This is a genomic window from Roseomonas sp. FDAARGOS_362, assembly GCF_002754815.1.
Lineage (GTDB): Bacteria > Pseudomonadota > Alphaproteobacteria > Acetobacterales > Acetobacteraceae > Roseomonas > Roseomonas mucosa.
Genome location: NZ_CP024588.1, coordinates 3,871,061 through 3,894,503, shown reverse-complemented (window position 1 = coordinate 3,894,503; position 23,443 = coordinate 3,871,061). Strand labels below are relative to the sequence as shown.

Here is a 23,443-nt window from a genome sequence, read left to right as displayed (position 1 = left end):
CCCTCAGTCCCCGCCTTCCATGGACCCGGCCATCGGCGCCATCCCGGGCGCCGGCCGCCGCCGCGCCCCGAACATCCGCCACAGCCCCAGGAAGGGTGCCGCCAGCAGCTTCGGCACGCTGTCGTACCGCCCCTGCTCCTCCGGCCCCAGCCCCATGCGGAAGCGGTACTGCGTGTCGGTCGGCCGGAAGGTGCCGAACAGCCGGTCCCAGACAGCCAGGAAGGTGCCGAAATTGACGTCCCAGTCCCGCACCTCGCAACTGTGGTGCAGGTGATGCTGCGCCGGGCTCATCACGTACCGCTCGAACCGCCCGAAGGAGAGTGCGATATGCGAGTGGCGAAGCTGGTAGAAGGACAGCACGTCGCAAAGGAAATAGGCGTCCATCCCCATCAGCACCGTCTCGGTCGGCGGCAGGCCCAGCAGATAGCAGGCCAGGCCGATGAAGGCGCCCACCACCACGGCCCCGCTCATCAGCTCCATGAAGCGCTCGCCCGGATGCTGCCGGCGGTTCGACAGTGGCACCAGGAACTCGGCGCTGTGATGCACCTTGTGGAATTCCCAGAGCGCCGGAACCTTGTGCTCCAGGTAGTGCCGGAAGAAGTTCACGAAATCCTGGAACACCACCGAGCCCACCAGCAGCGCCGCCCAGCTCCACCAGCCCTGCGACCCGCCCTCCCGCGCCCCGAGGACACCCTGCATCGCCGACCAGGCGGCAAAGGTCACCGCGCCGTTGGACAGCAGCGCCGGCACGATCAGCAGCTTGTCGATCACCCAGGCCACGGCGACAAACGCCACATCCACCCGGACCGAGCGGTGCCGGAACATCTCCGCCGGAAAGCAGAAGCGCAGGAAGCCGCGCAGCGACTTCCGCGGCTCGGCAGGCGCCTGGAACAGATAGGCCAGCGCCGCCCCCAGGGCCATGCTGCCCCAGCTCACCAGAACGAGGAGCCCGCCTCCCGTCAGCGCATGGCGCAGCACGAAGTCCAGTGCCGGCCAGGTCTTTCCAGGCTCCATCGCCAGCAGCCTTTGTGCCGTTGCGAAGAAGCATCCTCGCGCATCGGTGATTGCGCCGGCCTCGGCGGCAGATGAAATCCACGGCAGGTCATTTTCGCGAAACGGCGGCATTCCTGGGACAGCATCCCATGAAGCGGAACCCGCCATGCCCGTCCCGCGCAGTATCGGGAAAGCCGAACAGGCACCGGCACCACCTCGTCCATGAGGACGGCACGAGGGACCGGCATCGACCCGATCCGCTTCCGGCGGAAACCCCGCCCCTCAGCCTTTCTGCTCGACCCCCTGGGTCAGCAGCGCCACCTTGGTCATGAACTCCTCAGGCCGCCCCTGCGCCAGCAGCGGCGCCGCATCGGCCACCGCGTCCAGCAGCGGCTCCACCCAGGTGTCGGCCTTGGCGAAATCGCCGAGCACATGTCCGTGCACGCGCTCCTTCATCCCCGGATGCCCGATGCCCAGCCGCACCCGCCAGAAATCCGGGCTGCCGAAGGCCCGCTGCATGTCCCGCAGCCCGTTATGCCCGGCAGCACCCCCACCCCGCTTCACCCGCACCTTGCCCGGCGCGAGATCCAGCTCGTCATGGAAGGCCCAGACATCGGCAGGAGGGATCTTGTGGAAACCCGCCGCCGGCTGCACCGACTGGCCACTCGCATTCATGTAGGTCTGCGGCTTCAGCAGCGTGATCCGCTGCCCGGCGATGCTGCCATCGGCAATCTCGCCCTTGAAGCGGCTCCGCCACGGCCCGAAGCCGTGGCGGCGCGCGATGGCGTCCAGCGCCATGAAACCGATGTTGTGGCGCTGCCGCGCATGTTCCCGGCCCGGATTGCCCAGGCCCACCCACAGCAGCACCGCAACGGTTCCTTACTTCTTGCCCTTCTTGGCCGGGGCGGCGGGGGCCGCCGGCGCGGGCGCCACGATCACCACCTCTTCCTCGACCGTCGGCGGGGCGAGCGTCGCCACCACGAAGTCACGGCCCAGCACCGCCTCGGTGCCGAACACGTCCTTCACGTTGGACCAGCGGAAGGTGTCGCCGATCGTGCCCTCGGCCACGTCGATCTCGAAGGCCTCCGGCACGGCGTCCGGATCGGACAGCACCTCGATCTCGCGGCGCACGACGTTCAGCGTGCCGCCTTCCTTGATGCCCGGCGCGCTTTCCTCGTTCAGGAAATTCACCGGCACCATGACGCGGATCTTCTGCCCCGGGGCGAGGCGCTGGAAGTCCACATGCAGCGGCATGTCCGTCACCGGATGGAACTGCACGTCCCGCATCAGCGTGCGGGTGGCCTGGCCATCCACCACCACCTCATAGAGGTGCGACTTCCAGCCGCCCTTCTGCAGCTCCTTCACCACGATGCGCGGATCGAGGCTGATCAGCGTCGCCTCCTGCTTCGCGCCGTAGATCACCGCGGGAACATGTCCCGCCCGCCGGGTCGCGCGTGCCGCCCCCTTACCTGCCTGCTCGCGCGCCGCGGCTTCGATCCGGATGGTCTGGACCATGGCCGTTATTCCTTGGGATGTCGTGAAAACACGAATGTCGTGAAAAACAGATCGCGCGCCGGCCTCCAGGGGTGCCAGCGTGCGCGCCTCTCCTACCCCACACATCCCGCCCGCGCAACGCCGCACTCCGCATGGGTGCCACCACCCCGGGGTCCCGGCCCGAGGAAACCTCCCCCGCCCGAACCCGCTTTCCAGGGCAGCGGCGGCCCGGCCGCCCGATCCCCGAACAGGAGAGCGACGCATGAAGAAGCACGGATCCGCCGTCTGGCAGGGTGGGCTGAAGGACGGCAAGGGCACCATCTCCACCGAGAGCGGCGCCCTGAAGAACCAGCCCTACGGCTTCAACACCCGCTTCGGCGACACGCCCGGCACCAACCCGGAGGAACTGATCGGCGCAGCCCATGCCGGCTGCTTCTCCATGGCGCTGAGCAACATCCTGGGCGAGGCCGGCTTCAAGGCGGACGAACTCGCCACCGAGGCCGAGGTCACGCTCGACAAGCAGCCCGACGGCTTCGCCATCACCGCCGTCCGCCTGACCCTCAAGGCGAAGATCCCCGGCATCGACGACGCGAAATTCCAGGAGCTCGCCGCCAAGGCCAAGGCCGGCTGCCCCGTCTCCAAGCTGTTGAAGGCCGAGATCAGCCTCGACGCCAGCCTGGCCTGAGCCGCCCCACCGGGCCCGGGCGGGACGATACGATACGGGACCCATATCCCGGTTGACGTCCCCCCCGGGTCGGCTCTCTTTCCTGTCCCGGAAGACAGAGGGAGCCGCCCGTCCTTGTTCCGCCCCATCCCGTTCCCGCGAATCCATCCGCCGCGGACCATCGCCCGGGCCACCACCACCCTGGTCCTGCTCCTGGCCTCCACGGTGCCCCACGCGGCCCGGGCCGCACCCTCCTGCCAGGTCGTCCGCTTCGACCGTGGCCAGAACGGCATCGAGATCGCCGGCATGGCACCGGCCCGCGACACCCTCTGCTACGCGCTGACCACCGCCCCGAACCAGACGGCGAATCTCCGCCTCACCGCCTCCCCCAACATCGTCCTGGACATCCCGGGCGTCGCGGAGGATCAGCGCGAGGTCACCTTCCGCACAGAACGCCGCACCTACCGCATCCAGGTCGGCCAGCTCGCGCGCGGCGCCTATGCCGAACCCTTCCGCCTTTCCATCTCGCTGGACTGACCTGGCTTTTCCCGGCCACGCAAGCCCTGGCCACCGGCCCCGGGGGAGAGGCGCCGCCTCTCCCGCCGGACCCCCTCTCCGCCGGGGACCGAAGCCGGTCCCCGGACCCCGGGCCCGAGTTGGCTCTGCATGGTTGCCGTCGGTCTGCGGCCTGATCCCCGGAAGCAAGTGGCAACGCAGGGCTCCCGAAAGGAAGAGAAGACACCGTCTCCGTGCTGGTGGCAGCGGCAGTCCGCCGGAGAGCGTCGCTCTCCGGCGCGATCCGAACCCAGCAAGGGCCAACTCATCGGGTCCAGGGCGCGCAGCGTCCTGGCGGATAGGGGGTCCGGGGGAAAGGCAGAGCCTTTCGCCCGGGACGGTGCAACGCCGGACCTTGGGGCGCGCCGCCGCCCCTACCCCGCCAGTTCCGCCGGGGTGAAACGCCAGGCATCGCCGCCGCCCAGCGGTGGCTCCACCCAGAGCGGCAGCGCATTCGGCGTGCGCACATTCGCCTCCAGCCCGGCCGACTGGCGGAAGGCGCGCCACAGCGCCCCATGCGCCACGACCAGCACCGGCCCCGGCAGGGCCAGCGCCCGGTCGATCGCCCGCACCGTGCGCGTCCGCAGAGACGCGAAGCTTTCCGCCCCTTCCGGGGTGAAGCGCCCCTCGACCCAGTCGTCAAACCAGCCGGCCATCGGCTGGCCTTCCTGCACGCCGAAGCCCACCTCGCGCAGTTCCTCGTCGGTGGAGAAGTCCAGCCCCAGCGCCTCGGCCACGATCCGCGCCGTATGCTGCGCGCGCCCCAGCGGCGAGGCCACGATGGAAACGATGCGCCGACCCTCGCCCGGCTCCTGCAAGGCCAGCGCCGCGCGCCGCGCCTGCTCCACGCCCACGCCGTTCAGCGGGATGTCCACATTGCCCTGGCTCAGGCCGCGCGCATTCCAGTCCGTCTCGCCGTGGCGCAGGAACCAGAAGGCCACCCGCCGCTCCGGCACCGCGTCCGAAACCTCCGTCATGGCGCCAGTCCCTCCGTCTCCATCACCCACGCCACCGCCGGCCGCGCCGCCATGCGGGCCTGGTGCTCGCGGCATTCCGCCGGCAGCTCCAGCCCGAAGGCCCGCGCCGCCCAGCGCTCCTGCATGAACAGGTAGTAATCCGCCAGCCCCGGCCGTTCGCCGCCCAGATACCCGCCGCCACGCGACAGTGCCCCGGCCGCCTGCCGCATCGCCTCCGCCACGCGCCCGATCGAGGCCGCCCGCAGCTTCGCCGCCTCGGCCTCGCCCTCGATGAAGCGCTGCGGCATGAAGCCGGGAAAGAAGCTCTGCGCCTGCCGGAAGGAGCACCATTGCAGCCAGGACAGCGCCAGCGCCTTCTCCAGCGGATCGGCCGGCAACAGCCCCGCCGCGGGATTCGCCTCGGCGATGAAGACGCAGATGGCCGGGATCTCCGTCACCACCCTCTGCCCCACCACCAGGGCCGGCACCTCGCCCTTGGGGTTCACCGCCAGGTATTCCGGCCTCCGGTGCTCCCCATCCTTCAGGCTCAGGAACCGCACCTCGAACGCCGCCCCCGCCTCCGCCAGCAGCAGATGCGGGATGGTGGAGGTGGTCCCCCGGGCGCCCCAGAGGACCATCCGCGGCACCATCCCGTCCCCGCTCCGGCCTTCCGCCAGCGTCACGCCGGCAGTCCCTCGGCTTCCAGTGCCCGCTTCACCGCCGGCCGGGCCAGCATCCGCTCCAGATGCGCGGCGAGCTTCGGCGGCAGCGTCTCGCCCACCCGCTTCGCCCACCAGTACTCGACAAAGAACAGCGCCGCGTCCGCGATGGAATAGCCGCCGGGCACCGCCCAGTCGCCGCCCTTCCATCCCTTCTCCAGCGTGTCGAAATACTTCACGGCATTCGCCTTGCCGGTCTCCAGCACCTTGGGATGGTCCGCCTCGCTGGGCGCGAAGCGCGCCGGGCCGAAGATGCGTGAGAAGGCCTGCGGATGCACCGTGCCGCAGACATAGTCCACCGTCTCCAATACCCGGACCTGCGCCTCCAGCTCCGCCGGCCACAGCGCCTTCTCCGGGTTCGACCCCGCCAGAAACAGCGCGATCGCCGGCCATTCCGTCACCACGGAACCGTCGTCCCGCTGCAGCGTCGGCACCTTGTGCTTCGGGTTCACCGCCAGGAACTCGGGCTTCATCTGCGCCTGTTCCTTCAGCGACACCACCACGCCCTCATAGGGCTTGCCGATCTCTTCCAGGATCACGTGGATGCCGAGGCTGCAGGCGCCGGGCGAATAGTAGAACTTCATGTCGGGCTCCATTTCCCGGGCAGCCCCGCGCGCCACCGGCGCGGCGCGGCCACCTCCCCACCGGCCCGGAAGGACCCGCGAGGCTCCAGAGCCCCGCCAGCCGCCCCCACGGCCCATGGCGCGGAGCATCGGCGGCGGCGCCAGCCCGCGCAAGGCCCCGGCCGGCACGAAAACCGCACCTTCACGCCCCCGCAACACCCAGGTGCAGGCTCCGGGCGCGAGACGCTGGCGCGGGAGGCCGGAGCCGCCCGCGAGGCAGGGCAGGACAGCGCGCCGCCCGTCCCTCACCCTTTCCAGCGCGCCGCCGTCTCCGCCGCGAAGTCGCGATAGCGCCGCCGCTTCCGCCCGAGGATCGCCTCCACCCTCTCCCCGGCCCCCGCCGCCGCGGTCATTCCCTCTTCCTGGAAGCGCCCGAACATCCGCCGCATGTCATAGGCCATCCAGCCCGGCATCCTCCCGGCCGAGGCCCGCTCATAGGCATCGAGATCGTCGCCCGCATAGCGCACCGCCCGCCCCAGCGCCTCCGCCCAGGCCGCCGCGATCCCTTCCCCGGTCAGCGCCTCCGGTCCCGGGATCTCCACGACCTCGCGCGGCAGCGGCTCCGCTGCCGCATCCCGCCGGCGCAGCTCCGCCGCCGCGACCCCCGCGATGTCCTCCGCATCCACCATCGCCACCCCGCGCGAGCCCACCGGCATGGGATAGACCCCCTGCTCCGCGATCGGCTGCCGCAGCTGTGCGTCGTTCTGCATGAAATAGGCTGGGCGCAGGACCGTCGCCGCCATGCCGCGCTCGGCCAGCATCCGCTCCGCCGCGAACTTGCCCGCGAAATGCGGCACGTCGCTGCTGCTCTCCGCCTTCAGCACCGAGAAATAGACGATCCGTTCGATCCCGGCCTCCCGCGCCAGGCCCAGCACCATCAGCGCCTGGGTCAGCTCGTCCGGCACCACCGCGTTCAGCAGGAAGAGCGTCCGCACCCCCTTCAGCGCCGCCCGCACCGCCTCCGGATCGCCGAGGTCCCCCGCCGCCGTCTCCACCCCGGCGGGGAACTTCCCCTTGGAGGGATCGCGCGCCATCGCCCGCACCGGCGCCCCCGCGCCATGGAGGACCTCCACGATCCGCGCCCCGATCGTGCCCGTGCTGCCTGTCACCAGGATCGTCATGCCATGCCCTTTCCATCCGGAACCAGGCTGGCAGGTGGCGGCGACGGGACCACGGATCAGGACGGGCGCGGATCACGAAACGGCGTGCCGCCTAACCTCGGGGCGCCCCCGTCCCCGGGCGCCGTGGCCGGCACCCGGTCCGCCACCACGGGCACCCAGGCCTCCGCCCCGGCCCGCCGTACATACAGCCGCTGCCGGGCATAGGAGATCCAGAAGCGCCGCGGCACAGGCCCCTACCCAGCAGGCCCAGCGGCCACAGCGCGGTGACCGTCCGGCCAAGCTGCCGCATCACCGGGCGGGAGCCTATGAACCGCAGGTTGCGGAACCGTCACCTCCGGTTCCGCAACGCATATCAACCCCAACAGGCCAGCCCCCCGGCCCATCGGCCCGCACCCAACCCGGCGCGGGCCATTCGTCCCGGTCGTGCCCGGTCCTCAGTTGAACAGCGTGGAAACCGAGCTTTCCTCGCTGATCCGCCGCATCGCCTCGGCCAGCAGCGGCGCCACGGTCAGCTGCCGGATGTTGCTCGACACCCGCACCGCCTCGGTGGCCTGGATGCTGTCGGTGATCACCATCTTCTCGATCGGCGCCGCGCCGATGCGCGCCACGGCCCCGCCGGACAGCACGCCATGCGTCACATAGACGCTGGCCGAGTTCGCGCCGTTCTTCAGCAGCGCCTCGGCCGCGTTGCACAGCGTCCCGCCGGAATCCACGATGTCATCGACCAGGATGCAGTCGCGGCCCTGCACGTCGCCGATCACGTTCATCACCTCGGACACGCCCGCCTGCGGCCGGCGCTTGTCGATGATGGCGAGGTCCGTGTGCAGCCGCGTCGCGATCGCCCGCGCGCGCACCACGCCGCCCACATCGGGGGAAACCACCATCAGGTCGCGGCCCTTGTAGCGCTCCAGGATGTCCCGGGCGAAGAGCGGCGCGGCGAAGAGGTTGTCCACGGGGATGTCGAAGAAGCCCTGGATCTGCCCGGCATGCAGGTCCAGCGTCAGCACGCGGTCGGCACCCGCCTCGGTGATCAGGTTCGCCACCAGCTTGGCCGAGATCGGCGTGCGGCTGCCGGACTTCCGGTCCTGCCGGGCATAGCCGAAATACGGGATGACCGCCGTGATACGCCGGGCGCTGGCGCGGCGCAGCGCGTCCAGCGTGATCAGCAGCTCCATCAGATTGTCGTTCGTGGGAAAGCAGGTGGACTGCACCACGAAGACGTCCTCGCCACGCACGTTCTCATGGATCTCGACGAAGATCTCCATGTCGGCGAAGCGGCGCACCGAAGCCTGGGCCAAGGGCAGGTTCAGGGATGCAGCAACGGCCTCTGCGAGGGGGCGGTTGCTGTTGCAGGCAATGATTTTCATGAAGGGCAGCCTTGGAGGGGGGAGGCGCGCTGCGGGATAGCAACCTCACCGAAGCGTGTCCATGCATGAGATGCAGGACAGCAAAATTGGACGCCGGCTGATGCTGCAAAGCCGCATGACCTACGCCTCCCCCCACCCGCGACTTGGCCGTCCCCACACCCATGAGCCCCGTGCCCGGCAGCGCCCGCCATCCCCGGAGGCGGACATGCGGGCTTCACATGGCACCCATCCGCCCCGGCACCTTTTGCGCCGCAGCAAACGGCCCAACTCCCCTTCTCCCGCGGCAATCCCGCCACGGGCACCAATAGGGAACCGGCCGATGCCGAGCCTCTTCGATCCCCTCCGCCTGGGCGACCTCACCCTGCCCAACCGCGTCGTCATGGCCCCCCTCACCCGCACCCGCTCGCCCGGCCATGTCCCCAACGCCCTGGTCGCCGAATACTACCGCCAGCGCGCCTCCGCCGGGCTGATCATCAGCGAAGGCATCCCTGTCTCCCCCATGGGTGTCGGCTATGCCGATGTTCCCGGCCTCTGGAGCGAGGAGCAGGTCGAGGGCTGGAAGCCCGTCACCCATGCCGTCCACGGGGCCGGTGGCCGCATCCTCGCCCAGATCTGGCATGTCGGCCGCATCTCCGACCCGTCCTTCCTCGGCGGCCGCGTCCCCGTTGCCCCCAGCGCCATCGCCGCGAAGGGCCATGTCAGCCTGCTCCGCCCGCAGCGCCCCTACGTCACCCCGCACGCGCTGGAGACGGAGGAAGTCGCCGCCATCGTCGAACAGTTCCGCCAGGCCGCCGCCAATGCCCAGCGCGCCGGCTTCGACGGCGTGGAGCTGCACGGCGCCAACGGCTACCTGCTCGACCAGTTCCTGCAGGACAGCACCAACCGGCGCACCGACCGCTACGGCGGCTCCATCGCCAACCGCGCCCGCCTGCTGCTGGAAGCCACCGACGCCGCCATCTCCGTCTTCGGTCCGGGCCGCGTCGGCGTCCATCTCGCCCCGCGCTGCGACACGCACGACATGGGCGACAGTGACCCCGTCGCCCTCTTCACCCATGTCGCCCAGGCCCTCGGCGAGCGGCGGATCGCCTTCCTCTGCTCCCGCGAGGCCCAAGGCCCCGACAGCCTCGGCCCGCAGCTCAAGCGCGCCTTCGGCGGCGCCTACATCGCCAACGAAGGCTTCACCCGGGAAAGCGCCGAGGCCATCCTCGACCGTGGCGACGCCGATGCCGTGGCCTTCGGCAAGCTCTTCATCGCCAATCCCGACCTGCCGGAACGCTTCGCCCACAACCTGCCGCTGAACACGCGGGACCCCTCCACCTTCTACGCCCCCGGTCCGCACGGCTACACCGACTACCCCGCCCTGGCCGAGGCCGCCTGAGGCGCCGTCCCCGGGAGAGGCCCCGCGCCTCTCCCGGCCCCATCCCGGGCCTCCTCCCGCGGCCTTCACGCCTGACCGCCTGCGCCCTTGCCCCCGTGGCCCGGCAAGGCTAGCCGTCCCCTCCGGCCACCCCCCGCCTGCAACCGCGCCCCGCGGCCGGCGAATGCCTGCCCACAGCATTGCGACTCAATATCAGCGTCATAGGGTTGTAACCTGCCGCGGCCTGATCCGCGTTCGGGGATTCGCCCCGCCACACCGCCGCCCCGGGAACTTGGCTGACCCGCCGCGCAGGAGGACAAGACACCTCATGAACCACACCACGACGAATGCCCCCGCTGCGGCCGCCTCCCCACAGCAGACCTTCGGCACCGAGGGCATGGCCGCGATGGACCGGCCCAGCCGCACGACACGGTTCTTCATGACCATCGTCGCCGGGGCGGAGCGGCTGAACCTCCGCCACTCCAAGGTCGGCAACCCGCCCGTCTACAACAACGCCACCTTCCCCTGGGCGGCGGAGATCGAGCGCGAATGGCCCGCCATCCGCAAGGAGCTCGACCGCGTCCTGCTCCGCCAGGAAGACCTGCCCGGCTTCCACGAGCTCTCCGCCGATGTCCGCACCATCAGCACGGACCGGGCCTGGAAGACCTTCTTCCTCACCGGCTATGGCCTCTCCTCGAAGCAGAACATCGAGCAGTGCCCCGAGACCTGGCGCATCGTGCAAAAGATCCCCGGCCTCAAGACCGCGATGTTCTCGATCTTCGAACCGGGCAAGCACCTGCCGCCCCATCGCGGCCCCTACAACGGCGTGCTGCGCCTGCATCTCGGCCTGATCGTGCCGGAATCGAAGGACGACCAGCTCGCCATCCGCGTCGACAAGCAGGTCTGCCACTGGCAGGAAGGCAAGGCCCTGATCTTCGACGACGCCTACGAGCACGAGGCCTGGAACCATACCGACAAGACCCGCGTCGTCCTCTTCGTGGACTTCGTGAAGCCGCTGCGCTTCCCCGCCCGGCTGGTGAACTGGCTCCTCCTCAATCTCGCCCCCTTCACCCCCTTCATCCGTGAGGGGCTGGAGAACCAGAACACCTGGGAGAAGCGCTTCTACGCCGAGGCCGAGAAGCTCCGTAACCAGCCCGGCTGACCCGCCGGACCGGCAGCCGGCGCGCCCCAGGGCGCACCGGCCTCCACGTCACATCGCCGCCCGGCGGGACAGGCCAAAGCCTGGACCATGACGGAACATGGTTTCTGGCCCGGCAGCTTTCTGGCGGCCCTGGCCCGCGGCACCCACTGCACCCTTCCGCTGCCGTTCGCGCAGCACCGCGCCGGAACGCTCCCGTCCGGCACCGGCGGGAGCCTCCGCACGGGAACGCCCCGCCCGTCCACGGCAACGGCCGGCCCCACCCTGCCCGAAGCCCGGCTGGAAACGGGGGGCTCCCGAGAGGAAGGAAAACACCGTTTCCGCACCGGTGGCACCGGCAGTCCGCCGGAGAGTCATGCTCTCCAGAGTCATGCTCTCCGGCGCGATCAGCCTCGGCGAGAGCCAACCCATCGGGTCCAGGGCGCGCAGCGTCCTGGCGGATAGGGGACCGGGGGAAAGGCAGCGCCTTTCACCCGGGGACGGGGCAACGGCGGACGGCGCAACGCCCACGCCACCAACCCGCCCGCGTCATCCCCCGCGCCGCCGGTATCCCGACACCGCCTCTCCCGCATCCCGCGGCAGTTGCAGGCACAGCGGCAGCGAAGCCAGCACCACTGCCGCCACCGCAACGAAGGCCAGCGAGAAATCCCCCAGCGCCGGCTCGCCATGCCCGTGCAGCGCGGTGGAGGCCGCCAGCACGGAGGAGCCCATCACCACGCCCAGCGCCATGGAGAGCTGCTGCGCCGTCGAATAGAGGCTGGTGGCGGCGGAGAGCGCCTTCTGCGGCAGCTCCGCATAGGCCAGCGAGTTCAGCGAAGTGAAGTGCAGGGAGCGGAAGATCCCGTTCACCGCCAGCAGGATGAACACCCCCCAGAGCGGCCAGCCGGGCGAGAGCGTCGCCAGCAGCAGGATGATCGCCCCCTGCAGCACCGTGTTCCAGACCAGCGTGCCACGATAGCCCAGCCAGCGCAGCACCCGGTGCACCAGCGGCTTCATGCCGAAGGCCCCCAGCGCCGAGGCCAGCGTGATCAGCCCCGAGGTGGTGGCCGAGGCCCCGAAGCCCAACTGGATCGCCAGCGGCACCAGGAAGGGGATCGCCCCCGCCCCGATGCGGAACATCGTCCCCGCCGTCACCGTCACCTGAAAGGCCGGGATGCGCAGCAGGCTCAGGTCCAGCGCCGGATGCTCCGCCCGCAGGCAGTGCCGCACCGCCCACACCACCAGCCCCGCCCCGGCCACCAGCGCCACCCAGCTCCAGGCGGGCTCCACCACTCCGCGCCCCACCGTCTCGAAGCCGAACATCAGGCAGGCCAGCGACAACCCGACCAGCGTGATCCCCGGCACGTCCAGCTTCGGCGGCCGCTCCTGCTCCGGCGCGGTGATGAAGCGCCAGGCCAGGAACAGCCCCAGCATCCCGATCGGCAGGTTGATCCAGAACACCCAGCGCCAGGAAAGCTGGTCGGTCAGGAAGCCCCCCAGCGGCGGTCCCATGATCGGCCCCAGCAGCCCCGGCATGGTCAGCCAGGTGGTGGCCCGCACGATCTCCTCCTTGGTCACCCGGCGCAGCAGCAGCAGCCGCGCCACCGGCACCATCATCGCCCCTCCGATCCCCTGCACCACCCGCGCCAGGATCAGCTCCGTCAGCCCCTGCGCCAGTCCGCAAGCCACCGAGGAGGCGACGAAGACCGCGATCGCCCAGAGGAAGACCCGCTTCGCCCCGTACCGGTCGGCCACCCAGCCGCTCACCGGCACGAAGACCGTCAGCGCCACGAGATAGGAGGTGATCGCCGCCGAGAGATGCAGCGGCTCGCTGCCCAGGTCCCGCGCCATGGCCGGCAGCGCCGTCGCGATCACGCTGCTGTCCAGGTTCTGCATGATCAGCGCGCTGGCCACGATCGCCGCGGTGAAGCGCGGGTCGTCCACCCAGCCGCGCCCGCCGGCGGCCTTGCCCGGCGCGGCGGGCCGCTCCGCCACCTCTCCGCCCGGACTCTCCCGCCGCGAACCTGTCTCCGCGTGCCCGCCCGCCGCCATGCACACCCCTCCCCTTGACGCAAAGCCCGCCGGCACGGCCCCGGGGAGGGCACCCGACCACGCCCCTTGGACACGCCAGGGAACCCTGCGCGTGCCCGCCCGCTTCCCCCGGTTTCCGTCACCGCGGAATCCCGACGCCAGTGCAATCCTCCCTTGCGCCGCATGTCCAAGCCTTGCAAGCCACGCGCCGCCGCCGCATTTTCGCCTTCATGGAACAGTCAGCGGGCGAGGCGCGGCGGATACCGCTGCATGGGCCGGAGGATTTCGAGGGCATGCGCAAGGCCGGCCAGCTGGCCGCCGCCTGCCTGGACATGATCACGCCCCATGTGGTGCCCGGCGCCACCACCGAGGCGCTCGACAAGCTCTGCCACGACTTCATGCTCGACCACGGCGCCGTCCCGGCGACGCTGGGCTACCGCGGCTACCCGAAGAGCTCCTGCATCTCCATCAACCACGTCGTCTGCCACGGCATCCCCGGCGAGCGGCGGCTGGTGGAGGGCGACATCCTCAACATCGACGTCACCCCCATCCTCGACGGCTGGTACGGCGACACCTCCCGCATGTACGTGGCCGGGGAGCCGAGCCGGAAGGCCGCCCTGCTGATGGACGTGACCCACGAGAGCCTGCTCCGCGGCATCGCCGTGGTGAAGCCCGGCACCACGCTCGGCGACATCGGCCACGCCATCCAGAGCTACGTGGAGAAGCAGCGCTTCTCCGTGGTCCGCGACTTCTGCGGCCACGGCGTCGGCCGCACCTTCCACGCCCCGCCCAACATCCTCCATTTCGGCCGCCCCGGTGAAGGCCCCAAGCTCAAGGAAGGCATGTTCTTCACCATCGAGCCGATGGTGAATGCCGGCCGCCCGGAGGTGAAGGTGCTCGACGACGGCTGGACCGCCGTGACCCGCGACCGCTCCCTCTCCGCCCAGTTCGAGCACATGGTCGGCGTCACCGCCACGGGCTGCGAGGTCTTCACCTACTCCCCCGCCGGGCTGCACAAGCCGCCCTACAGCCTGCCCGCCTGACCCCGCCCCCAAAGCACATGACCGGCCAGCCGAAGCCACCCCCCGCCCTGCCCTCCCGCCTCGTGGAGGGCTACCGGGGCTTCCGCTACACGCGCTTCCGGCGCGAGCGCCACCACTACGCCCAGCTCGCCCAGGCCGGGCAGCACCCGCGCATCCTGATGATCGCCTGCGTGGACAGCCGCGTCGCGCCCGAGGTCGTCTTCGACGCCGATGCCGGGGAGATGGTCGTGGTCCGCAACGTCGCGAACCTCGTGCCCCCTTACCAGCCCGACGCCAACTACCACGGCACCTCGGCCGCCATCGAGTTCGCCGTCCGGTCGTTGGAGGTCGAGCACGTCGTCGTCCTCGGGCACGCCTCCTGTGGCGGCATCAACGCCTTCCGCAGCAACCAGCGCGATCGTGTGGACGCGGCGCATGGCGACTTCGTCGCCCGCTGGATGGACCTGATCGCCCCCGCCCGCGACCACGTCCTGCGCTGCGAGGGCGTGGACCCGCTGGACGACCAGCGCGCCATGGAACATGCCGCCATCCGCCAGTCCCTGCGCAACCTCCGCACCTTCCCCTGGCTGGCGGAGCGCGAGGCCGCCGGCCAGCTCGGCCTGCACGGCCTGTGGTTCGACGTGGCCGACGGCACCCTCAGCGTGCTGGACGAGGCCGAGGGCCGCTTCCACCCCGTCCCCGCCGGCCCCCTCACCCAGGACTGACCCGCACCTTCTCCCGGCCGGGAAGATGAAAGGGAGAACAGAATACTCCCTCGTGCCCCCGTATGGCCTGTGCGTGGCGCTTAATGCTGGCATAATCTCCTCCAGCAGCATACATGCGCGGTTGTAAGCACGGGCAGCGGATGGGCGGGGGAGTGGCAAGGCACACAAAGGCTCAGGCAGAGCAGACACGCGAGGCGATCCTCGATGCCGCCGAGAAGGTCTTCTACGAACGCGGCGTGGCCCGCTCCACGCTGGAGGAAGTCGCCCGCGTCGCCGGCGTCACCCGTGGCGCCATCTACTGGCACTTCCGCGACAAGCTCGATCTCTTCCTCACCCTGAACGAGCGCGCCGAGCTTCCGCACGAGGATCTGGTCACCCGCCTCGCCGAGAATCCCGACCTCGATCCGCTGGAAGAGCTCGACACCGTCATGGCCGACACCAAGCGGCAGTTCGAGCAGGACGAGCGCCGCCGGCGCCTCCTCACCATCTTCTACCAGCGCTGCGAATACGTGGACGAGATGGCCCCCGCCCTGCACCGCCTGCAGAAGGCGGACGAAGACCTGCGCGCCAAGTTCCGCGAGCTCCTGCACCTCGCCGCTCTGCGCTACCCCCTCGCCCCGCCCTGGACGCCGGACACCGCCGCGGACGCGCTCTTCGTGCAGATCCGGGGCATGATGCAACTCTGGCTGCGCGAACCGGAGGTCTACCGGCTGAGCGAGGAAGGACTGCGCCTGGCGCGGGCCTTGCTGGCCTCCTTCCAGGGCAAGTCCCTGAAAACAGACCAGAAGCCCGACAGTCCCGGAACCCTTTCCCCATCGACGGGCTGAACGCGGCAGGGCCGGTTAAACGGCCCGCAATGAAAATCAACGAAGAGTGTCTGTCATACATTCTCGTCAGTACGTACCTCCGCGGCGCACCACCGGCCTCCCATACGGCCGGAATCGGGCGCGCATGGATCTGAGCAATGAGGTAGTTCGTGGTTGATCGGCAGCAGGATGAAACGCATCCCCCCACTCATCCGGCCGATCCCCAGCACGTCCGGGCCGCCCATGCGGAGGAACCCGCCCGCGGCCGCGCCCGCATCCGGCGCGACCGCGCGGATGACGGCGGCGGCAAGCCCGAAGGCGGCGAGGAACGCAAGGACCAGCCGCAGCAGAAGAACGGCAAGAACGACAACGGCAAGGACAACGGAAAGGGGAAGACCAGCCGCCTGCCGCTGATCATCGGCGGCATCCTGCTCGTCATCGCCATCCTGGGCGGTGCCTGGTACTGGTGGACGACGCGCAACCTCGCCTCCACCGACGACGCCTATACCGAAGGCCGCGCCATCACCATCGCCCCCCAGGTCTCCGGCTACGTCACCGAGTTGCGCGTCCGGGACAACCAGTTCGTCCATGCCGGCGACGTGATCCTGCGCATCGACCCGCGCGACTACATCGCCCGCCGCGACCAGGCCGCCGCCAACCTCGAACTCGCCGAGACCCAGCTCCACAGCGCCGAGATCGACCTGGAGATCGCCCGCACCCGCTTCCCCGCGGAACAGAAGAGCGCCGAGGCCCAGCTCTCCTCCGCCCGCGCCAGCCAGACCCAGGCACAGTCGGACTACCGCCGCCAGCGCTCGGTGGACCCGCGCGCCACCACGCAGACCAACATCGACACCGCCACCGCCACGCTGCAATCCGCCACCGCCCAGGTGAACCAGGCCCAGGCGCAGCTGCAGATCGCCAACCTGGCGCCGCAGAACATCGACCAGGCCGAGGCCACCGTCCGCCAGCGCCGGGCCCAGATCGACGAGGCCAGGGCCAATCTCGCCCAGGCCGAGGTCACCCTCTCCTATACCGAGATCCGCGCCCCCCAGGACGGCCGCGTCACCCGCCGCAACGTGGAACAGGGCGGCTTCCTGCAACAGGGCCAGTCCGTCATGTCCCTGGTCACGCCCGAGGTCTGGGTCGTCGCCAACTTCAAGGAGAACCAGCTCGACGGCATGCGCCCCGGCCAGCGCGTGGCGATCGAGGTGGACGCCTATCCCGGCCTGGAACTGCACGGCCACATCGACAGCATCCAGATGGGCAGCGGCGCCCGCTTCAGCACCTTCCCCGCCGAGAACGCCACCGGCAACTTCGTGAAGATCGTCCGCCGCGTGCCGGTGAAGATCATCATCGACAGCGGCCTGCCCGCGGACATGCCCATGCCCCTCGGCCTCTCCGTCATCCCCACGGTGACGCTGGAATGACCCCCGCCGGCAGGGCCGCGGCGGCGGGCAGGGGCGGCCGGGCATGAGCGGCAGCGCCGAGAAGTCCGGCAGCGGCTGGAAGCCCCGCTACAATCCCTGGCTGGTGACGCTGGTCGTCACCATGGGCGCCTTCATGGAGGTGCTCGACACCACCATCGTCAACGTCTCCCTGCCGCACATCGCCGGCAGCATGTCCGTCTCCAACGACGAGAGCACCTGGGCGCTCACCACCTACCTCGTCGCCAACGGCATCGTGCTCACCATCTCCGGCTATCTCAGCCGCTGGCTGGGGCGGAAGCGCTACTTCACCATCTGCCTCGCCGCCTTCACCGTCGCCTCGCTCGCCTGCGGCATCTCGCAGGAATTCTGGCAGCTCCTCGTCTGCCGCGCGCTGCAGGGCTTCTTCGGCGGCGGCCTGCAGCCGACGCAGCAGGCCATCATCCTCGACACCTTCCCGCCGGAGAAGCGCGGCACCGCCTTCTCCGTCACCGCGCTCGCCATCATCGTGGCCCCCATCCTGGGCCCCGTCGTCGGCGGCTACCTCACCGACACCTATTCCTGGCACTGGATCTTCCTGATCAACGTGCCCATCGGCATCGCCACCGTCTTCGGCGTGATCGCGGTGGTGGAGGACCCTCCCTCGGTGGAGGAGCAGCGCAAGACCACGCCACCCTTCGACTTCATCGGCCTCGGCTTCATCGTGCTCGCCCTGGCCGGGCTCGAACTCGCCGTGGACCGCGGCGAGGACTACGACTGGCTGGATTCGAGCTTCGTCCGCATCGCCGCCCTGGCCTCCATCACCGGCTGGGTCGGCGGCGCCTACTGGTTCGCCTATGCCAGGCGCCCGATGGTGAACCTGCGCGTCTTCCGCGACCGCAACTTCACCCTGGGATGCGCCCTGATCTCGGTGATGGGCTTCGCCCTCTACGGCAGCGCGGTGATGATCCCCCAGCTCGCGCAACAGCAGCTCGGCTACACCGCCACCTGGTCCGGCCTCGTCCTCGCCCCCGGCGCGGTGCTGCTGGTGATGCTGATCCCCGTCTCGAGCCGGCTCATGGGTATCATCCCGGCCAAGTGGATCATCGTCTTCGGCGGCCTCTGCCTGGCCACCTCCTTCTGGTACTCCAGCCACCTCACCCCGGATCTCAGCTTCCGCAGCCTCGTCATCATCCGCGCCTCGCAGACCATCGGCCTCGCCTTCCTCTTCGTGCCGATCAGCACCATCGCCTACGCCACCCTGCCACCCGAGCTGAACGGCGACGCCACCGCGCTCTTCTCCATGTTCCGCAACGTGCTGGGCTCCACCGGCATCTCGGTCTCCACCGCGCTGATCACCGACCACGAGCAGATCCGGCAGGCCCACCTGGTGCAGCACCTGACGCCGCTCCACGAGCCCTACAACACGACGCTGCAGCAGGTGCAGAACGCGATGATCAGCCACGGCATCCCCGCCGCCGAGGCCATGCAGCAGGCGGAGGGATGGATGTTCCAGCAGCTCCGCACCCAGACCGCGATCCTCGCCTATTCCGACGTCTTCATCATCACCGCCGCCATCGCCGCCTGCATCATCCCCTTCGCCCTGATGCTGTCGGGCGTGAAGGTCCAGGGCGGCGGCGGAGCCCACTGAGCCCCATGCATCCCACACGCCATTCCCGCCCCGCCCCGCCCGCCCTCTCGCTCGCTCTTCCCCTGGTCCTCTCGCTCCTCGCCGGCTGCACCGTGGGCCCCGACTTCACCCCGCCCAAGGCCGAGGCGCCGCCGAGCTGGAACGACCCCGCCCGCGCCCCCACCCAGGCGGTCACCCTCAGGGCCGATCCCGACCCGCGCTGGTGGACCGGCTTCAACGACCCCGTCCTCACCTCGCTGGTGGAACGCGCGATCAGCGGCAACCTCGACCTGCAGCAGGCCGTCCTGCGCGTCGTCCAGGCCCGCCAGAGCGAGGCCGCCGCCCGCGCCGCCGGCCTGCCCAGCCTCAACGGCACCGGCAGCTACACCCGCCAGCAGCTCGGCCTGCAGGGCACCATCCGCCGCAGCGGCCTCGCCCAACGCCTCGACGGGCTGGGCGGCGAGGCCGCCTCCGCCGGCGACGCCCTGATCGACAAGCTGAACGGCCCCATCGACCTCTTCCAGGCCGGCTTCGACGCCTCCTGGGAGCTCGACCTCTTCGGACGCGTCCGCCGCTCGGTGGAACAGAGCCAAGCCCAGACCCAGGCACAGGCCGAAGCGGTCAACGACGCCCTCGTCACCCTCCAGGCCGAGGTGGCCCAGGCCTATGCCGGCCTGCGCGGCGCCCAGGCCCTTGCCCAGTCGCAGCGCGAGAACGTCCAGACCGCCCAGGACATCCTCGACCTGACCCAGCGCCAGCGCCGCCAGGGCCTCGTCACCGAGCTGGACGTGGAGAACCAGCGCACCCAGCTCTTCAACCTCCGCGCCCAGTTGCCGACCTACGAGAAGCAGGTCCGCCAGGCGATGAACCGCCTCGCCATCCTGACCGGCCAGCCCCCCGGCGCCCTGGATGCGGAGCTGGAGGCCGCCCGCCCCATCCCGCCGACGCCACCCGCCGTGCCGGTCGGCCTGCCCGCCTCCCTGGCCCGCCGCCGCCCCGATATCCGCCAGGCCGAGGCCCGGCTGCACGCCGCCACCGCCGGCGTCGGCGTCGCGGTGGCGAATTTCTACCCCGACATCTCGCTGACCGGTAGCCTGGGCGCACGGGGGCTGGAGGCCAGCTCGCTCACCAACTGGTCGAACCACTTCTATTCCTTCGGCCCCAGCATCTCCCTGCCGATCTTCCAGGGCGGACGCCTCACCGCCAATCTCCGCACCGCCCGCGCGCAACAGGCCGAGGCCGCGCTCGCCTATCGCGGCACCGTGCTGAACGCGCTGGGGGAGGTCGAGGACAGCCTCGTCGCCTACCGCACCGACCGTGCCCAGCTCGAAAGCCTCGACCAGTCGGTCCGCTCCGCCGACACCGCCCTCTCCCTCGCCCGCAGCCGCTACAACAGCGGCCTCTCCAACTTCATCGATGTCCTCGACGCCCAGCGCACCCTCGTCCAGGCGCGCCAGCAGCGCCTCCAGGCCACGCTCTCCCTGACCACGGACCTCGTCTCGCTCTACAAGGCCCTGGGCGGCGGCTGGCAGGACGTCGCTCCGCCGCAGGTGGCCTCCATCCCCCCGCCCCCCTCCGCCCGCGGGGGCCCCTCCACCCCCATCGAATCCCTCTCGCCCGACAGCCTCGCCGGCATCGACAAGCCGGGCACCATCGTCCCCCTCGCCCCGGCCACCACCCCCGCCGGCGGGCGCTAAGGCCTGCCGCCGGGGGGACACGGCCACCCCGCATCGGCTACCCTCCCCCGGCCACCGCCAGGGACGAAGCCGATGCACCGAAGACTGCTTTCCGCGCTGCTGGTCCTGCCGTTCCTCTGCTCCACGGGCCAGGCCGACCCGGCCGGGCGACGATGGCAGGCCATCAGCAACACCGCCGCCTCCATCACCGGCGACATCACGGTCACACCGGACCGGATCACCTTCGCCGGCGGCCACGCCCTCACCCTGTCCGAACCCACCGCCCTGCCGCGCTTCCTGGCGGAAGGCAGCCCCGTTGCCGCCACGCGCTACCGCGTCGCCAGCCCGGCCGACCCACCCCTCCTGAACGGCAACCGCCTCTGCGGCGGCAAGACACCGGCCCCCGTGACCTACATCGTCCTGTGGACACCCCAGGAACTCGCGGGCGACACCGCCCCCCGTGGCCTCGCCGCCTTTTCCGGCCCAACCCCGCCCACCGGAACCGACAGTCCCGGCCTCTGCGGCACCTTCCGCTACGAGGCCGGCCCGGCCGCGCGCTGATCCATTCGGTCCGCCGGGCCGCGACAGGAGCCAGCCGCCGGCAGGTCCAGGAGCCACTGGCTCCTGGCGGATGGGGGTACGGGGGCAAGGCGGAGCCTTCCCCCCGGGCCACGGGCGCAACACCCCGGAAAAAGCGCCCCCAGGCCTCAGACCCGGGCGCGTGCCCCGGCCAGGCTCACCGCCTTGTCCTTTGGCAGCATGAAGTGGATCAGCGTCACCGCGACCACATAGGCCCCGGCGCCCACGAAGAAGACCAGCGTGTAGTTGTTGTTGGTCGCATCCAGCACATGCCCGACCACCACGGCCGAGAAGCCGCCCAGGATCGAGCTGATGCAGCCGCCCAGCCCGACCGCCCCGGCCACCGCCTCCTTCGGCATGGTGTCGGAAACCAGCGTGAACAGGTTGGCCGAGAAGCCCTGGTGCGCCGCCATGGCCAGGCCGATCAGCAGCACCGCCACCCAGATCTGCTCCGTCATCGGCGCCAGGAAGACCGGCACGGTGCAGAGCGCGCAGGCCAGCAGCGCCAGCTTGCGCGCCGTGAACACCCCGAAGCCCGAGCGCATCAGCCGCCCCGAAAGCCAGCCGCCGCCGATCGAGCCCACATCCGTCATCAGGTAGATCACCACCAGCGGCAGGCCCAGCGCCATCAGGTTCACGTGGAACTTCGAGAACAGGAAGCTCGGCACCCAGTTGTTGTAGAACCACCAGACCGGGTTGGTCAGGATGCCGCCCACCAGATAGACCCAGGTGCCCGGATAGCGCAGCAGGTGCGACCAGGGCACCTTCCGCGACGGCGGCGCCACGTCGTGGTCGCTCTGGATGTAGCGCAGCTCCGCCGGGTTCACCTTCGGATGCTCCTCCGGCGCCCGGTAGGTCGCCAGCCACACCGCCACCCAGACAAAGCCCACCAGGCCGGTGATGTAGAACGCCGTCTGCCAGCCCCAGTGCACGGTGACGAAGGCCGCGATCAGCGGCGCCAGCAGCCCGCCGATATTGCTGCCGGAATTGAAGATGCCCGTGGCCAGCGCCCGGTCGCGCACCGGGAACCAGGTCGCCACCGACTTGATGCAGGTCGGGAAGTTGCCGCCCTCGCCCAGCCCCAGCATGACGCGGGCCAGGATGAAGCCGCTCACCGAGGTCACCAGCCCGTGCGAGGCCGAGGCCGCGGACCAGATCATCGCGGCGATCGCCAGCCCCCAGCGCACGCCCACCTTGTCGGTGAAGGCGCCCATCCCCGCATAGCCGGCCGCATAGGCCATGCTGAAGGCGAAGACGATGTTGCCGTACTCGCTTTCGTTGAACTGGAGCTCACCCTGGACGGTCGGCTTCAGCACCGCCAGCAGGTTGCGGTCCATGTAGTTGATCGTCGTGATGACGAAAAGTAAACCTATAATGAACCATCTGTAATTTCCGGCGGGTGCCATGCCCTGCCCAGGCGGTTTGCTGCCCATGTTCCGTTCCTCCTGCACGGCAATTTCCCAGGTGGAAAACCCTTCTTGCCGAGCACTTGGCTTCTGCTTTCGTTCACCGCCCCCGGTAGCGTCAAGACTCTTTTGCTCTGTGATATGTCAGATGTCATGGGAAAGGCCCCGCCGAGCCAGAAACAGGCCGTCAGCCGACCCTCCAACGTTGGGCTGAACACCCGGCATTCGAGGCAAAGGCGAAAGCCGGGAAAATCACACTGGCGAAACAAAGCGGGTCATGTTCAACTTATGCGAGAAAAACCACCTGGTTCGCCCCCATCGCGCGCAAGATCACGACCCGCACTGGTCACACATCCGGTCCGCCACCCGGGCAGCCTCCTGGTCACTCCCCCGGCCAGCCCTCGCTGCTCGACCTTCCGCCCCTGCCGGGCCGGCCGCCCGCCGCCGCCACGCCGCCCGAGGGCCCGGCTGGCCATCGCCACCGCCTGCGCCAGCGCTTCCTGCGTGGCGGCGCCGAGGCGATGCCCGATTACGAGCTGCTGGAACTGCTGCTCTTCGCCGCCCTGCCGCGCGGCGACACCAAGCCCCTGGCCAAGACCCTGCTCGCCCGCTTCGGCAGCTTCGCCCGCGCCATCACCGCCCCCGAGGCCGAGCTGCGCGCCATCCCCGGCGTCGGCGATGCCGTGCTGGCCTCCCTCCGCCTCGCCCGCGCCGCCGCCCTGCGCCTGCTGGCCCAAGAGGCCCGCCAGGGGCCCGTCCTGGACAACTGGCCCCGCCTCACCGCCTATCTCTCCGCCGCCCTGTCCTGGGAGGATGTGGAGCAGTTCCGCATCCTCTTTCTCGACAGCCGCAACCGCCTCCTGGCCGACGAGGCCCAGGCACGCGGCACGCTGGACCACGCCCCGGCCTATCCGCGCGAGGTCGTCCGCCGCGCCCTGGAACTCGGCGCCGCCGCCGTGATCCTGGTCCACAACCACCCCAGCGGCGACCCGACCCCTTCCCGCGCCGACCTGGCCACCACCGAGGCCATCCGCGCCGCCACCACGGCGCTGGGCATCCTCGTCCACGACCACCTGATCGTCGGCCGCGACCGCACCCTCTCCTTTCGCCAGGAAGGACTGCTCTGAAACGGTCCCGGGATCGCGTCCGTGGCCACCCCCGGGGGAGGCTCCGCCTGC

General features: G+C 70.3%; 22 protein-coding genes. 12 read left to right on the top strand and 10 right to left on the bottom strand.

The window, feature by feature from the left end:
• Nucleotides 1-3: 3 nt before the first annotated feature.
• The 3 genes from CTJ15_RS22250 to CTJ15_RS22240 all read right to left on the bottom strand — a co-directional run bounded on the left by CTJ15_RS22250 (nt 4) and on the right by CTJ15_RS22240 (nt 2,508).
• On the bottom strand, nt 4-1,014 hold the full coding sequence (locus tag CTJ15_RS22250; protein WP_075822889.1) for a sterol desaturase family protein: 1,011 nt from the start codon (nt 1,012-1,014) through the stop codon (nt 4-6).
• A 261-nt stretch (nt 1,015-1,275) separates the two neighbouring features.
• Nucleotides 1,276-1,860, bottom strand: a complete 585-nt coding sequence (pth, locus tag CTJ15_RS22245) for an aminoacyl-tRNA hydrolase (RefSeq protein ID WP_019463366.1) — start codon at nt 1,858-1,860, stop codon at nt 1,276-1,278.
• Between the two features lie 12 nt (nt 1,861-1,872).
• A complete protein-coding gene (locus CTJ15_RS22240) occupies nt 1,873-2,508 on the bottom strand; it encodes a 50S ribosomal protein L25/general stress protein Ctc (protein ID WP_019463367.1) in 636 nt (211 codons plus the stop codon).
• Nucleotides 2,509-2,749: 241 nt separating this feature from the next.
• Here CTJ15_RS22240 and CTJ15_RS22235 point away from each other — a divergent pair, with 241 nt between their 5' ends.
• Together CTJ15_RS22235 and CTJ15_RS22230 are read left to right on the top strand one after the other, a co-directional pair.
• The gene (locus CTJ15_RS22235; RefSeq protein ID WP_019463368.1) at nt 2,750-3,172 is read left to right on the top strand and encodes an OsmC family protein; all 423 of its coding nucleotides are present in this window, start codon (nt 2,750-2,752) and stop codon (nt 3,170-3,172) included.
• 114 nt (nt 3,173-3,286) lie between these two features.
• Complete coding sequence (locus CTJ15_RS22230; protein ID WP_019463369.1) at nt 3,287-3,688, top strand: hypothetical protein; 402 nt, start codon at nt 3,287-3,289, stop codon at nt 3,686-3,688.
• Nucleotides 3,689-4,080: 392 nt separating this feature from the next.
• Here the strand turns inward: CTJ15_RS22230 and CTJ15_RS22225 are convergent, their stop codons facing one another.
• The 5 genes from CTJ15_RS22225 to CTJ15_RS22205 form a co-directional block, all read right to left on the bottom strand.
• Nucleotides 4,081-4,683, bottom strand: coding sequence for a histidine phosphatase family protein (locus CTJ15_RS22225; protein ID WP_019462817.1), 603 nt, complete (start codon nt 4,681-4,683; stop codon nt 4,081-4,083).
• A complete protein-coding gene (locus CTJ15_RS22220; RefSeq protein ID WP_099782023.1) occupies nt 4,680-5,345 on the bottom strand; it encodes a glutathione S-transferase family protein in 666 nt (221 codons plus the stop codon). The genes CTJ15_RS22225 and CTJ15_RS22220 overlap by 4 nt, the downstream gene beginning before the upstream one ends.
• Nucleotides 5,342-5,965 carry a glutathione S-transferase family protein gene (locus CTJ15_RS22215; protein WP_026033512.1) on the bottom strand — a complete coding sequence of 208 codons (624 nt, stop codon included), beginning with the start codon at nt 5,963-5,965 and terminating at the stop codon, nt 5,342-5,344. The genes CTJ15_RS22220 and CTJ15_RS22215 overlap by 4 nt, the downstream gene beginning before the upstream one ends.
• 284 nt (nt 5,966-6,249) lie before the next feature.
• Entirely contained in the window at nt 6,250-7,125 is an 876-nt protein-coding gene (locus CTJ15_RS22210; protein ID WP_099782022.1) for an SDR family oxidoreductase, read from the bottom strand.
• Nucleotides 7,126-7,559: 434 nt separating this feature from the next.
• Nucleotides 7,560-8,492: a ribose-phosphate pyrophosphokinase gene (locus tag CTJ15_RS22205; protein ID WP_026033511.1), complete on the bottom strand. Its 933-nt coding sequence runs from the start codon at nt 8,490-8,492 to the stop codon at nt 7,560-7,562.
• Nucleotides 8,493-8,811: 319 nt separating this feature from the next.
• Here CTJ15_RS22205 and CTJ15_RS22200 point away from each other — a divergent pair, with 319 nt between their 5' ends.
• Both CTJ15_RS22200 and CTJ15_RS22195 read left to right on the top strand, forming a co-directional pair.
• The gene (locus tag CTJ15_RS22200; protein WP_099782021.1) at nt 8,812-9,870 is read left to right on the top strand and encodes an alkene reductase; all 1,059 of its coding nucleotides are present in this window, start codon (nt 8,812-8,814) and stop codon (nt 9,868-9,870) included.
• A 307-nt stretch (nt 9,871-10,177) separates the two neighbouring features.
• Nucleotides 10,178-11,011 (top strand): aspartyl/asparaginyl beta-hydroxylase domain-containing protein, encoded by an 834-nt coding sequence (locus tag CTJ15_RS22195; RefSeq protein ID WP_019462811.1) that lies wholly within the window; start codon nt 10,178-10,180, stop codon nt 11,009-11,011.
• Nucleotides 11,012-11,536: 525 nt separating this feature from the next.
• Here CTJ15_RS22195 and CTJ15_RS22190 read toward each other — a convergent pair.
• A complete protein-coding gene (locus CTJ15_RS22190; RefSeq protein WP_083755421.1) occupies nt 11,537-12,982 on the bottom strand; it encodes an MDR family MFS transporter in 1,446 nt (481 codons plus the stop codon).
• Between the two features lie 266 nt (nt 12,983-13,248).
• Between CTJ15_RS22190 and map the strand changes: the two genes are divergently transcribed.
• The 7 genes from map to CTJ15_RS22155 all read left to right on the top strand — a co-directional run bounded on the left by map (nt 13,249) and on the right by CTJ15_RS22155 (nt 20,841).
• Entirely contained in the window at nt 13,249-14,061 is an 813-nt protein-coding gene (map, locus tag CTJ15_RS22185; protein WP_026033508.1) for a type I methionyl aminopeptidase, read from the top strand.
• A gap of 17 nt (nt 14,062-14,078) precedes the next feature.
• Nucleotides 14,079-14,765, top strand: coding sequence for a carbonic anhydrase (locus tag CTJ15_RS22180; protein WP_099782020.1), 687 nt, complete (start codon nt 14,079-14,081; stop codon nt 14,763-14,765).
• A gap of 152 nt (nt 14,766-14,917) precedes the next feature.
• The gene (locus CTJ15_RS22175; protein ID WP_171979046.1) at nt 14,918-15,592 is read left to right on the top strand and encodes a TetR family transcriptional regulator; all 675 of its coding nucleotides are present in this window, start codon (nt 14,918-14,920) and stop codon (nt 15,590-15,592) included.
• 149 nt (nt 15,593-15,741) lie between these two features.
• On the top strand, nt 15,742-16,998 hold the full coding sequence (locus CTJ15_RS22170) for an HlyD family secretion protein (protein WP_083755423.1): 1,257 nt from the start codon (nt 15,742-15,744) through the stop codon (nt 16,996-16,998).
• 43 nt (nt 16,999-17,041) lie between these two features.
• Nucleotides 17,042-18,625, top strand: coding sequence for a DHA2 family efflux MFS transporter permease subunit (locus tag CTJ15_RS22165; protein WP_099782019.1), 1,584 nt, complete (start codon nt 17,042-17,044; stop codon nt 18,623-18,625).
• A gap of 5 nt (nt 18,626-18,630) precedes the next feature.
• Nucleotides 18,631-20,301: an efflux transporter outer membrane subunit gene (locus tag CTJ15_RS22160; RefSeq protein ID WP_099782018.1), complete on the top strand. Its 1,671-nt coding sequence runs from the start codon at nt 18,631-18,633 to the stop codon at nt 20,299-20,301.
• 72 nt (nt 20,302-20,373) lie between these two features.
• Nucleotides 20,374-20,841, top strand: coding sequence for a hypothetical protein (locus CTJ15_RS22155; protein WP_099782017.1), 468 nt, complete (start codon nt 20,374-20,376; stop codon nt 20,839-20,841).
• A 146-nt stretch (nt 20,842-20,987) separates the two neighbouring features.
• On the opposite strand, the gene CTJ15_RS22150 is transcribed toward CTJ15_RS22155, so the two are convergent.
• Entirely contained in the window at nt 20,988-22,292 is a 1,305-nt protein-coding gene (locus CTJ15_RS22150) for an MFS transporter (protein WP_026033443.1), read from the bottom strand.
• Nucleotides 22,293-22,786: 494 nt separating this feature from the next.
• Here CTJ15_RS22150 and radC point away from each other — a divergent pair, with 494 nt between their 5' ends.
• Nucleotides 22,787-23,392, top strand: a complete 606-nt coding sequence (gene radC, locus CTJ15_RS22145) for a DNA repair protein RadC (protein WP_369923748.1) — start codon at nt 22,787-22,789, stop codon at nt 23,390-23,392.
• Nucleotides 23,393-23,443 lie beyond the last annotated feature (51 nt).

Coding starts and splice junctions, on each gene's coding strand:
- CTJ15_RS22250 (WP_075822889.1), bottom strand. CDS start 1,014: ATGGAGCCTGGAAAGACCTGGCCGGCACTGGACTTCGTGCTGCGCCAT.
- CTJ15_RS22240 (WP_019463367.1), bottom strand. CDS start 2,508: ATGGTCCAGACCATCCGGATCGAAGCCGCGGCGCGCGAGCAGGCAGGT.
- CTJ15_RS22235 (WP_019463368.1), top strand. CDS start 2,750: ATGAAGAAGCACGGATCCGCCGTCTGGCAGGGTGGGCTGAAGGACGGC.
- CTJ15_RS22225 (WP_019462817.1), bottom strand. CDS start 4,683: ATGACGGAGGTTTCGGACGCGGTGCCGGAGCGGCGGGTGGCCTTCTGG.
- CTJ15_RS22215 (WP_026033512.1), bottom strand. CDS start 5,965: ATGAAGTTCTACTATTCGCCCGGCGCCTGCAGCCTCGGCATCCACGTG.
- CTJ15_RS22210 (WP_099782022.1), bottom strand. CDS start 7,125: ATGACGATCCTGGTGACAGGCAGCACGGGCACGATCGGGGCGCGGATC.
- CTJ15_RS22205 (WP_026033511.1), bottom strand. CDS start 8,492: ATGAAAATCATTGCCTGCAACAGCAACCGCCCCCTCGCAGAGGCCGTT.
- CTJ15_RS22200 (WP_099782021.1), top strand. CDS start 8,812: ATGCCGAGCCTCTTCGATCCCCTCCGCCTGGGCGACCTCACCCTGCCC.
- CTJ15_RS22195 (WP_019462811.1), top strand. CDS start 10,178: ATGAACCACACCACGACGAATGCCCCCGCTGCGGCCGCCTCCCCACAG.
- map (WP_026033508.1), top strand. CDS start 13,249: ATGGAACAGTCAGCGGGCGAGGCGCGGCGGATACCGCTGCATGGGCCG.
- CTJ15_RS22180 (WP_099782020.1), top strand. CDS start 14,079: ATGACCGGCCAGCCGAAGCCACCCCCCGCCCTGCCCTCCCGCCTCGTG.
- CTJ15_RS22165 (WP_099782019.1), top strand. CDS start 17,042: ATGAGCGGCAGCGCCGAGAAGTCCGGCAGCGGCTGGAAGCCCCGCTAC.
- CTJ15_RS22160 (WP_099782018.1), top strand. CDS start 18,631: ATGCATCCCACACGCCATTCCCGCCCCGCCCCGCCCGCCCTCTCGCTC.
- CTJ15_RS22155 (WP_099782017.1), top strand. CDS start 20,374: ATGCACCGAAGACTGCTTTCCGCGCTGCTGGTCCTGCCGTTCCTCTGC.
- CTJ15_RS22150 (WP_026033443.1), bottom strand. CDS start 22,292: ATGGGCAGCAAACCGCCTGGGCAGGGCATGGCACCCGCCGGAAATTAC.
- radC (WP_369923748.1), top strand. CDS start 22,787: ATGCCCGATTACGAGCTGCTGGAACTGCTGCTCTTCGCCGCCCTGCCG.